Consider the following 10590-nt stretch of genomic DNA (forward strand, 5'->3'; position numbering starts at 1 on the left):
GGTCCCGCCACCACCCATTATGCGGCGGTCCGCCGCGCCCGCCGGGGCGCCGAGGCCCCGGGCCGGGCCGCCTTCACCGGTTCTCCCCCGTCCCCGGTGTCACATCTGCCGTCATATCCGCTTACGGTGGCCCGGCCGCCGCGACGGCCGTTTCGCGTCACTCCCCCGGTTCGCCGCTCCCGCCGTCGGCCAAGGCCCCGCCGCCCGACACGCCCCCGCCGCCGGCCAGCGCCCCGCCGCCCGACACGTCCCCGTCCCGATCCCCGTCACCGAAGGCCAGCGACACGTGGTCGCGGACCGGCCGGAACCCCAGATGCCGGTACAGCGCGTTGCTGACCGGATTGGCGAGGTCGGCGAAGAGCACGACATCGCGGGCGCCCGCGTCGAGCGCGGCGCGCGAGACGGCCGCGGTGGCGCCGCCCGCGTACCCGTGGCCCCGGTGCGCCGGCGGGGTGTAGACGGCGACCACCCGGACGGTGCCCGACGGGTCCGCCGCGTCGGCGGCCCTCCCGGCCATCGCGACGGGCTCGCCGTCCCGCTCCCACAGGGTGCGTCCGCCGAGCGCGATGGCGTCGTCCATGGCCCGCTCGTCGTCCACGGGCGGCTCGCCGATGTCGACGGTGAAGGCGCGGTGCCAGCGCAGCAGCAGCTCGCGGTCGGCGGGGCCCGCGACCCTGGCGCGGCCGGGCGGCGCGGGCCTGCGCGGGGTGAGGTCCCCGAGCCGGTAGAGCCGCATGGCGCGCTCGACCGTGACCTCGGCGCCGGTCCTCGCGGCCCAGGCCGCGCCGAACGCCTCGGCGCTCTCGCGCTCGCCGCGCACCCCGCCAGGGGCCTCGCCGGGCCAGACCTCGGCCAGCTCACCGGCCGCGGACGGCGGGCCGCCGGTCAGCAGCGGAGGATGCGGCGGCGTACGGAGGAAGGCCGCGGCGACCGCGGCGCCGGGTTCGGGGCGCCACCAGCCGAACAGCGGCGGCTGCCCGCCGTACGCGTCGAGCCCGCGGCGGCGCAGCGCGGCGGTGACGGTGACCGGCACCGAATTCTCCACCGGGCGCTCCCGCAGGAACGGTCCCGCCTCGGTCTCGAACGCGGTCAGGTCCGCGGTGATCGTCCAGCTCATCGGCCCATGGTGGCCCCGCGCCCGGGCCGCGCGCACGCCGTTTTCCGGCGTCGGCCGCGCGGGGCGGTCACGGCGTCAGCAGCCCCCGGCGCTCCAGCAGCGGTTCGGTGCGCGGCGGCCGGCCGCGGAAGGCGGTGAAGGCCGCCATCGGGTCGACGCTGCCGCCCCTGGAGAGCAGCGCGCGGCGGAAGGTGTCGCCGTTGGCGCGGCGCAGGCCGCCGTTGGCCTCGAACCAGGTGACGGTGTCGGCGTCCAGGACCTCGCTCCAGATGTAGGAGTAGTAGCCCGCGCTGTACTGGCTGGCGAAGATGTGCTGGAAGTACGTGGTCCGGTAGCGCGGCGGGATCGCGGGGTGGGCCAGTCCCGCCTTCTTGAGCGCCGCCGCCTCGAACGCCAGCGCGTCGCCGGGGTCGGTGCCCGCGGGCAGGGTGTGCCAGGCCCAGTCGAGCAGGGCGGCGGCGAGGTATTCGACGGTGGTGAAGCCCTGTCCGAACCGGGCGGCGTCCCGCATGCGTTGGACGACGTCGGCGGGCATCGGCTCGCCCGTCTCGTGGTGGACGGCATAGCGCTCCAGGACCGAGGGCCACAGCGACCACATCTCGTTGACCTGGGAGGGGTATTCGACGAAGTCGCTCGGCACGCTGGTGCCGGAGAAGTACGGGTAGCGGACGGCGGAGAACAGGCCGTGCAGCGCGTGCCCGAACTCGTGGAAGAGCGTGTCGACCTGACTGAACGTCAGCAGCGCGGGTTCACCGGCCGCGGGCTTGGCGATGTTGTGGTTGTTGACCACCACCGGTCGCTTGCCCAGCAGTTCCGACTGGCTGACCAGGGAATTCATCCAGGCCCCGCCGCGCTTGGACGCGCGGGCGAAGAAGTCGCCGAGGAAGAGGCCGAGGGGGCTGCCGTCGGCGTCGAAGACCTCGAAGACCCGGACGTCGGGGTGGTAGCCGACCAGGTCGGGCCGTTCGGTGACGGTGATGCCGTAGACCTCGTGGGCGGCGTGGAAGACCCCGTCGTGCAGCACCTTGTCGAGCGCGAAGTACGGGCGCAGCGCGGCCTCGTCGATGTTGTGGCGCTCCTTGCGGACCTTCTCCGCGTAGTACGACCAGTCCCACGCCTCGACGGGTCCGCCCGCCAGTTCCGCGAGGGCGTCCGCCTCGCGCTCGGCGTTGGCCAGAGCGGGCGGCACCAGGCGGTCGAGCAGGTCGGTGACGGCCTGCGGGGTGCCCGCGGTGCGGTCGGCGACGACGTACGCGGCGTGGCTGGGGTAGCCGAGCAGCGCGGCGCGTTCGGCCCGCAGGGTGGCGATGGTGACGGCGAGCGGGCCGTTGGTGTCCTGGGCGCGGTTCAGGGACGCGGTGAGCAGGCGGCGGCGCACGTCGCGGTCGTCCAGCGAGCCGAGTTCGAGCTGGTTCGAGAAGTTGCGCAGGCTCAGTACGTAGGAGCCGTCGTGGCCGAGCGCGGTGCCGTTCTCGGCCGCGGCGGCGATCGCGCCCGCGGACAGGCCGGAGAGCTGGGCGGGGTCGTCGAGGACGAGGGCGGCGGCCTTGCTGGCGGCGACGATGTTCTGGCCGAAGGCGGTGGAGGCGGCGGCGATCTCGGCGTTCAGCTCGCGCAGCCGTCGCTGGCCGTCCGCGTCCAGCTCCGCGCCGGAGCGCTGGAAGGCGGTGCGGTAGCGCTCCAGCAGGCGCAGCGACTCGGCGTCGAGGCCGAGGGAGTCGCGGGTGTCGTACAGCGACGTGATCCGGGCGTAGAGGCCGGGGTTGAGGCGGACGGCGTCGGTGTGCGCGGCGAGCAGCGGGCTGATCCGCGACTCGGTCTCCTGCACGGCGGGGGTGATGTGCGCGGACGCCTGGTTGAAGAAGGCGGCGCTCACCCGGGCGAGCAGCGCGCCCGAACGCTCCAGCGCGACGAGGGTGTTCTCGAAGGTCGCGGGCTCCGGGTCGGCCGCGATGGCCTCGACCTCCGCGAGGTGCTCCGCCAGGCCCTGCTCGAAGGCGGGCAGGTAGTGCTCGTCCCTGATGTCGGCGAACGGCGGCAGCTCGTACGGCAGCGGACTCGGGCTGAGGAACGGATTCGTCGTCACCCCGTCGACCCTACGCGGCGCCCTGCCCGCCGTCAGGCCGTGACGAGCGCTCGCGCGGATCGTGAAAAGCGCCCGCACAGGTCACTGACCTGTGCGGGCGCCGATGTGATGCCGGTACGGCGGTGGGACGGTGATGTGCTGCCGGTACGGCGGTGGGACTGCGGTGCCGTGCGGCTACGGTCCCGGTGTCAGCCGCCACTCTTGCGACGGAATTCCCGCTGTCCTCCGGCCTTGCCGTGCGCGCCATGGATCTTGGACTGGTTGTTGCCGCCCGAGGCGGATCCCTTGCGCGCGCTCTGCTTGCGCTCCAGTGCCTCGCGGAACTTCCGCTTCACCTCGTCCTCGTCCGGCGCCTGCGCCTCGGCGTCCGAATCGGTCTCCGGTTCCGCCGCGGCGTCCTGCGGTGCTGCTTCAGCGGCCACGGTGGCCTCCTGCTCTTGGTCGGTCATGCCACCAGAGTCGCATGCCGGACGGCGTCGGCCCACCCGATATCGCCGGGGCACACGGCGCGTGTACGGTTCCGTTCACCACTTCCGGGGAGGATCAGACTGATGACCTGGCTGTTGTACGGCGCCACCGGCTACACCGGCCGCTTGATCGCCCGCCGCGCCGCAGCACTGGGACAGCGCCCTGTGCTGGCCGGTCGCAACGCCGCGAAACTGGTGCCGCTGGCTGCCGAACTGGGCCTGGAACACCGGGTGTTCGGTCTCGGTGACCCGGCCGCGATACGCCATGGACTGGACGGCGTGGAGACGGTGGCGCACTGCGCGGGCCCCTTCGCGCGCACCGCGCTGCCGATGGCGACCGCCTGTCTCGACTCCGGTACCCACTATGTGGACATCACCGGTGAGATCGATGTCTTCGAGTCGCTGCACGCGCTCGACGCGCGCGCGGAGAAGGCCGGGATCACCCTGCTGCCCGGCGCGGGTTTCGACGTGGTGCCGACCGACTGCGTCGCCGCGCTGCTCGCCGCCCGGCTGCCGGACGCGACCCAGCTCGACCTCGCCTTCCTGATCGGCGGCGGGGCGAGTCCCGGTACCGCGCGGACCGCGCTCGAAGGCATGGGCGTGGGCGGCAGGATCCGTACCGGCGGCGAGATCCGTACGGTGCCGGTCGGCTCCCGACAGGTGCAGGCCGCCTTCCCTTCCGGCACCCGCAAGGTCGTGTCGATCCCGTGGGGCGATGTCAGCACCGCCTACTACTCGACGGGCATTCCCGACGTGACCACGTACACCTATGTGCCCGTGCCGACGCCCGCGCTCGCCGCGAGCAGGCTGCTGCGGGTCGGGCCGCTGCGCGGGGCGCTGGCGGGCGTGGTCGGCAAGCTGGTGCGCGGTCCCGGCGAGCGCGCCCTGAGCGGGAGCCGCAGCGAGGTGTGGGGCCGCGCCCGCGACGCGGCGGGCAACACGGTGACCGCGACCCTCACCGGCCCCGGCCCGTACGGCATGACGGCCGATTCCGTGCTGCGGATCATCGGGCGGCTGCCGGGGCTGCCGACCGGCTTCCAGACGCCGTCGCTGGCGCTGGGCGCGGACTACGCGGGCACGCTGGACGGGGTGACGGTCACGGTGGAGGCGCTGGGCTGAGCGCGGCGCCGGGCGCGGTGTCCTGACACGGCGGGCGGTCCCACCCCGCAGGCGCCGCTCAGTCGCGGTTGCCGACCAGGAACAGCAGCCAGATGAAGAAGGCCAGCGCGTGGGCGACCACGACGTAGACCAGGACGCGCAGGACGACGCCGCGTTCCTTGCGCTTCTCGCTGCCGTTGGTGGTGCCGACCACGAGCGAGCGAGGCGGGGGCACCTGCTCGGGGGTCGGGGCGGGTGCCGGGTTCTGGCCGCTCATCGCCGGGCTCCTCTGGTCTCGTCGCCCCGGGCGCGTGCGCGGGGCTGATCCGTACGGTCCTGGTGGGCGCCGCGCGTGGGGTCGGCGCGGCCGGTACCGGTGCGCGGGGCGTCGGCGGGCGCGCGGCCCGCGGCGGCGTCCTGCGGGCTGACGCACAGGGCGGAGGTCTCGCTCTGCATGAGGGTGTGGACGAACAGCAGGTCCACTCCCCCGGCGTCCGCCGCCTCCAGCCGGTGCGGCACCAGCGAGTCGAAGTGCGCGGAGTCCCCCGCGCCCAGGGTGTGGCCGCGGTCGCCGAGGCTGAGCAGCAGCGTGCCCCCGGTCACGTACAGCCACTCCTCGCCGGGGTGGACGCGGACGAGCGCGCGCTGGGCGCCCGAGGGTATGTGCACGCGCAGCGCCTGCATCGCGCGGCCGGTGCCGCCCGCCCGCCAGTACGTCCAGCCGCCCGCGGGCACGGCCGTCATACGGTCGCCGCGTACGATGGGATCCGGCTCGGCCTCCGTCTCGCCCAGCAGGTCGGAGACGGTGGTGCCGTAGAGCCGGGCCAGGCCGAGCAGGACCGGCAGCGAGGGCTGGCGCAGGCCGGACTCCAGCCGGGACAGATGGGCCGCGGACAGCTCAAGCCGTCGGGCGGCGGTCTCCAGGGTGAGGCCGCTGGCGCGTCGCCGGTCCCGCAGGCGGGGCGCGAGGACGAGATGGTCCGTGGACAGCGCACCCGGGGGTGGCGCACTGTCCACGGAGTCGAGGATGTCCGTGCCGTGGGTGGCGTCCATGTCTTCCATGGAACAGCACGGCTTGCCTCTCAGGCAAACGAGTTACCTCAGAGGCAAAAAACCGCGGTGATCAGCGCTTACGGCCGATGCCTCCGTAGACCCCGATCTTGCGCAGCTCGGCGGGCTTGAGCTCCGGGCCCTCCGGGTGCCAGAGCGGGACCTGGACCAGACCGGGCTCGATGAGGTCGTACCCGTCGAAGAAGGCGAGCACGTCGGCGTGGCTGCGGGCGGTCAGCGAGGCGGTGGCCTTCTTGTAGACCTCCATCACCTCGGGCGCCACGTCGGTGTGGAAGTCCGCGGTGGCGTGCGAGAGCACCAGGTAGCTGCCGGCCGGCAGCGCCTCGCGCAGCGTGCCGAGCATGCCCGCCGGGTCCTCGGCGTCGGTGACGAAGTGCAGCACCGACACCAGCAGCAGCGCGACCGGCTCGTCGAAGTCGATCAGCTCGCTGATGGTGGGGTGCTCCAGGATCGTGCGCGGATCGCGCATGTCCCCGAGGAAGAAGCCGGTGTTGCCGGTGCCGATCAGCCGCGCCCCGGCGTGGGTGGCCACGATCGGGTCGTTGTCGATGTAGGCGATCCGGACGTCGGGCGAGACCGAGTGCGCGACCTCGTGGGTGTTCGGCGAGGTGGGTATGCCGGTGCCGATGTCGATGATCTGCCGGATTCCGCCCTCCACCAGGTGGCGGACGGCTCTGCTCAGGAACGCGCGGTTGGCGCGGGCGCCCAGGACCACGTCCGGGGCGACGTCGAGGACACGCTGAGCGGCTTCCCGGTCCACCTCGTAGTTGTCCCAACCACCGAGGAAGTAGTCGTACATACGGGCCGGATGCGGTTTGCTGGTGTCTATCTCGTCGACGGGGAATCCCTGGTCGGTCACGCCGTCCTCCGCTTCCTTCGCTTCTGCTGTGCCGCTGTGCTCTGTGCGTCATACGTGGTGCGTCCCGCGTCGTACGCGGCGCTTCGCGCGTGGGTGACACGCGGTCCTTCGTGCGTGGTGCTCATCCGAGGAGGAAATCCGCTTCGCCGGCCTTGGCGCCCTGGATGAAGGTGGTGATCTCGTGATTGGTGTAGATCAGCGCCGGACCGTCGGGGTCGGTCGACTGGCGCAGCGCCACCCGTCCGTCGTTCAGGCGCTTCGCTTCCACGCAGGAGCCGCCGTTGCCGCCGCTCCAGGGTTTGCGCCACCCGTCGGGACCGAGTTCGGTGGCGGGCATTCCGTTGTAGATGCCGTCGTGATGTCTGCCGTGGGCGGCGTCGTGCACGGTGTCGTAGATGTCGCCGTACCCGTACACGCCGTCGTTGCTGACGCGATCCATGGTTCAGATCTCCTTGCGCATGCCATCGAGGATGGCCTTGGTGCTCTGTGCCGGCGCGGCCTGCGCGCACATCCGGTCGAGTGCCTCCAGGAAGGTGGACACGTCGTCCCGCTCGTCGAAGTAGACGCCGCCCACCAGGCTCTCCGCGTAGGCGATGTCCGGGATCTCCTGGAGCTGGAACCGGAAGATGTGGAAGGGCCCGTACATGGCGGGGTGCGGGCCGGAGGCGAACGGGATGACCTGGAGGCGTACGTTCGGCAGCTCGGTCGCCTCGGCGAGGGCGTCGATCTGCTCGCGCATCACCCGCCGGCCGCCGATGGGGCGGCGCAGCACGGTCTCGTCCATGACGACCCACAGCAGCGGGGCCTCGTGCTTGCGGACCAGCGTCTGGCGCTCGACGCGCAGTTCGACCAGGCGGTCTATCTCCTCGGCCGCCGCGTGCGGCATCCCCGCACGTAGTACGGCGCGCGCGTACGCGGGGGTCTGGAGCAGGCCGGGCACGTAGTGCGGCTCGTAGGCGCGGATGACGGTGGCCTCGCCCTCCAGGCTGACGAAGGCGCTGAACCAGTCCGGCAGGACGTCGCGGAAGCTGTGCCACCAGCCGGGCCGGTTGGCCTCGCGGGCCAGGGCCAGGAAGCCGCCGATCTCCTCGGGAGTGGTGATTCCGTAGGTGATCAGGAGTTTTTCGACATAGGGGATCTTCAGCCCGACTTCGGCCTTTTCCATCCGCCGGATCGTGGCGTGGGTGACATCGAGGGCCTGCCCGGCCTGTTCGAAGCTGAGCCCGGCCCGCTCGCGGAGGTCCTGGAGTCGCTTGCCGAGCACCATGCGCAGGACGGTCGGAGCGCCGCCCGGCCGCGGGTCCATCACGTGGCTCAACCCCCAACTCCCTTGACTGATAAGCAGTGTGGCATGTCGTCAGCGTCAGCGACAGCGTGTTCTGTTGAATTTGCAAATTACAGAACGGACCTTGCCATGTGTCCGGCACGAGCCCCATAGTGACGGAGTGGTTCCTTCACCCAACGCTCTCCGACGCGAGCGCCATGACACCGGTGGCGGCTGTGGCCGCCACGACGTCTTTCGGCTGCCCGCGCAGAGCGCTTCGGTGGCCGACGCCCGGGGCCGGATACGCGACCGGCTGAGCGAGTGGAATGTGTGCCCCGAACTGGTGGACGACGCGAGCCTGGTGGTGACCGAACTGTTCACCAACGCGGTGCGGCACACCGACAGCGAGAAGATCACCTGCGTCGTGCACCAGCGCGGCGCGGTGATACGGCTGGAAGTGACCGACCAGGGCCGGGGCTCCAGCAGGCCCGAACCGTGCGACGCGGGCGCGGACGAGGAGGGCGGTCGCGGACTGCTCCTGGTGAGCGTGCTGGCGACGGCCTGGGGATCGGAACCCGCGGAAGACGGGACAGGGCGCGTGGTGTGGGCCGAACTGGCCGTACACCCCGCGCCCTCGTGTTAGCTACAGCGGCAGCAGATCGGGCCGCTTCGGCTCGACGTCGTCGCCGGAGGACTCCCCGCGCAGCCGCCGTCCGATCCACGGCACCAGATACTCCCTGGCCCACTGGATGTTGTCCTTGCGCACCGCGGAGGCCGGCCGCTGGGACAGCGGCGGCCACGCCTGGTCGGGGTCGGCGGGCACGTCGAGGCCGAGCACCTGCGCGGCGCGCAGCGCGACCCTGGTGTGCCCCTCGGGCGACAGGTGGAGCCGGTCGTCGCTCCAGGCCCTGCGGTCCTGCACCGAGCGCAGGGACCACAGGTCGAGCACCGGACAGTCGTAGCGGTCGGCGATGGACCTGACATGCGCGGTGTACGTGGCGATCTTGCCGCGCAGGTGCCGCAGCACGGGTACGTCGCGGGTGTCGAAGCCCGTACAGACCAGCACCGTGCCGACGGCGCCGCTGAGATCGGCGACGGCGGCCTCGAAGCGCTCGGCGATGGCGTCGGGGTCACCGCCGGGGCGCAGGATGTCGTTGCCCCCGGCGCAGAAGGTCACCAGGTCGGGAGCGAGTTCCTTGGCGCGCGGCACCTGCTCGGCCACGATCTGGTCGAGCAGCCGGCCGCGGACCGCGAGATTGGCGTAGCGGAAGGTGTGTTCCTCGCGCCGGTCGGCGAGGAGTACGGCCAGGCGGTCGGCCCAGCCCACGTACATACCGTCAGGACCGGGGTCGCCGACGCCTTCGGTGAAGCTGTCCCCCACCGCGGTGTACGACCCGATCGCACCGTTGTCGTCTGTTTGCGAATCGTCAGCCACGTCGGACCATCTTTCTCCTCCGGGTGTGACTTACGCGACCGTAAGGAGGGGTTGACGCGACGTGATTCATCCCACCAGGTCAAAGCCGCCAGGAAGGAATACGCCGCCGGGTGACGGCGCACCGGACACATACCGTTCGGTACGTGGTGCTCCGCGCTGCCGTATCGTCGGCAGTGCCCCAGGTCGCGACGTATGAGAGGTAGGAGGATCACCGGTGACGCAGGAATTGCCGCGGACCGACCCGACCGGATCCGAGCCGATAGCCGAGGCGCTGTCAGAGCCCGAACTGACCGGTGTGCGGAATTTCCGGGACGTCGGGGGTCTGCCCACGACGGACGGGCGCCGGGTACGGCCGGGCGTGCTGTTCCGCAGCGGTCACCTCGCGCACGCCGACGCCGACGCCATCGCGTTCCTCACCGGGCTCGGCCTGCACACGATCTTCGACTTCCGCAACCGGGACGACATCCGCGTCGAGGGCCCGGCCGTCGACCTGCCGGGCACCGTCAATGTGAACCTCCCGCTCAGCGACCCGGCGAACAACAACAACGCCGGTTTCTGGCACACCGTCCGCAACGGCGACCTGGCCGCGCTGGAGGAGGTGCTGGGCGAGGGCCGCGCCGCGGAGCGGATGGCGCAGTCCTACCGCACGCTGATCCGCGAGCGCACCGCGGAGCACGCCCGGATGCTCGAACTGCTCACCGAGCCCGCCGACCCGGCCGTCCCCGCGCTGCTGCACTGCGCCGCGGGCAAGGACCGCGCGGGGACGTCGATCGCGATCATCCTGCTGGCGCTGGGCGTCGAGCGCGCCGCCATCGAGGCGGACTACCTGGAGAGCAACGCGCCGCACCGCCGCTACCGGGTGCGCCGCGGCGACGGCAGCACCGGCTCCGAGATCGACCCGGCGGTGATGGCGCTGCTCGACCCGCTCTTCGAGGCGCGGGCGGAGTACCTGCGGGCCGCCTTCCAGACCATCGACGAGGAGTGGGGCTCGGTCGACCGCTATCTGGAGGAGGGCCTGGGCCTGACGAAGGAGCGGCGCGAGCGGCTGCGGGACGTGCTGCTGACGGACTGAGACCCCCGGGGGCCCGTACGCGCGGCGTACGGGGCCCCACCCCCGTTCCCGCAGGGGTTCCTCCCCGGGTGGTGAACGCCTTCTTTCACCCCGTGCGGCCGAAAGCCCCCATCCAGACCCC

Annotated in this window: 12 protein-coding genes; 3 read left to right on the forward strand and 9 right to left on the reverse strand. The window is 72.2% G+C overall.

Annotated elements, in window-relative coordinates; all coding sequences use genetic code 11:
* Positions 1–157: 157 nt before the first annotated feature.
* The 3 genes from ACZ4EF_RS34175 to ACZ4EF_RS34185 form a co-directional block, all read right to left on the reverse strand.
* Entirely contained in the window at positions 158–1117 is a 960-nt protein-coding gene (locus ACZ4EF_RS34175) for a GNAT family N-acetyltransferase (RefSeq protein ID WP_467508056.1), read from the reverse strand.
* Between the two features lie 67 nt (positions 1118–1184).
* Complete coding sequence (locus ACZ4EF_RS34180; RefSeq protein WP_467508058.1) at positions 1185–3203, reverse strand: M3 family metallopeptidase; 2019 nt, start codon at positions 3201–3203, stop codon at positions 1185–1187.
* A gap of 188 nt (positions 3204–3391) precedes the next feature.
* On the reverse strand, positions 3392–3652 hold the full coding sequence (locus ACZ4EF_RS34185) for a DUF5302 domain-containing protein (protein WP_355342836.1): 261 nt from the start codon (positions 3650–3652) through the stop codon (positions 3392–3394).
* 102 nt (positions 3653–3754) lie between these two features.
* On the opposite strand from ACZ4EF_RS34185, the gene ACZ4EF_RS34190 reads away from it, so the two are divergent.
* Positions 3755–4789, forward strand: a complete 1035-nt coding sequence (locus ACZ4EF_RS34190) for a saccharopine dehydrogenase family protein (RefSeq protein ID WP_188279675.1) — start codon at positions 3755–3757, stop codon at positions 4787–4789.
* 58 nt (positions 4790–4847) lie between these two features.
* On the opposite strand, the gene ACZ4EF_RS34195 is transcribed toward ACZ4EF_RS34190, so the two are convergent.
* The 5 genes from ACZ4EF_RS34195 to ACZ4EF_RS34215 form a co-directional block, all read right to left on the reverse strand.
* Complete coding sequence (locus tag ACZ4EF_RS34195; RefSeq protein ID WP_467508060.1) at positions 4848–5045, reverse strand: DUF6126 family protein; 198 nt, start codon at positions 5043–5045, stop codon at positions 4848–4850.
* Complete coding sequence (locus ACZ4EF_RS34200) at positions 5042–5821, reverse strand: helix-turn-helix domain-containing protein (protein WP_467508062.1); 780 nt, start codon at positions 5819–5821, stop codon at positions 5042–5044. Before ACZ4EF_RS34200 ends, ACZ4EF_RS34195 begins: the two co-directional genes overlap by 4 nt.
* Positions 5822–5891: 70 nt before the next feature.
* The gene (locus ACZ4EF_RS34205; protein WP_391163745.1) at positions 5892–6698 is read right to left on the reverse strand and encodes an SAM-dependent methyltransferase; all 807 of its coding nucleotides are present in this window, start codon (positions 6696–6698) and stop codon (positions 5892–5894) included.
* Positions 6699–6819: 121 nt separating this feature from the next.
* Entirely contained in the window at positions 6820–7035 is a 216-nt protein-coding gene (locus ACZ4EF_RS34210; RefSeq protein ID WP_355342882.1) for a DUF397 domain-containing protein, read from the reverse strand.
* 105 nt (positions 7036–7140) lie between these two features.
* On the reverse strand, positions 7141–7965 hold the full coding sequence (locus ACZ4EF_RS34215; RefSeq protein WP_355342885.1) for a helix-turn-helix domain-containing protein: 825 nt from the start codon (positions 7963–7965) through the stop codon (positions 7141–7143).
* A 178-nt stretch (positions 7966–8143) separates the two neighbouring features.
* Here ACZ4EF_RS34215 and ACZ4EF_RS34220 point away from each other — a divergent pair, with 178 nt between their 5' ends.
* Complete coding sequence (locus tag ACZ4EF_RS34220) at positions 8144–8605, forward strand: ATP-binding protein (RefSeq protein ID WP_355342846.1); 462 nt, start codon at positions 8144–8146, stop codon at positions 8603–8605.
* Here ACZ4EF_RS34220 and ACZ4EF_RS34225 read toward each other — a convergent pair whose 3' ends face one another.
* Complete coding sequence (locus ACZ4EF_RS34225; RefSeq protein ID WP_355342849.1) at positions 8606–9397, reverse strand: SGNH/GDSL hydrolase family protein; 792 nt, start codon at positions 9395–9397, stop codon at positions 8606–8608. It abuts the gene before it with no gap.
* 214 nt (positions 9398–9611) lie between these two features.
* On the opposite strand from ACZ4EF_RS34225, the gene ACZ4EF_RS34230 reads away from it, so the two are divergent.
* Positions 9612–10469 (forward strand): tyrosine-protein phosphatase, encoded by an 858-nt coding sequence (locus tag ACZ4EF_RS34230; RefSeq protein WP_467508064.1) that lies wholly within the window; start codon positions 9612–9614, stop codon positions 10467–10469.
* Positions 10470–10590: the final 121 nt, after the last annotated feature.

It is taken from the genome of Streptomyces sp. NPDC025721, assembly GCF_055558595.1.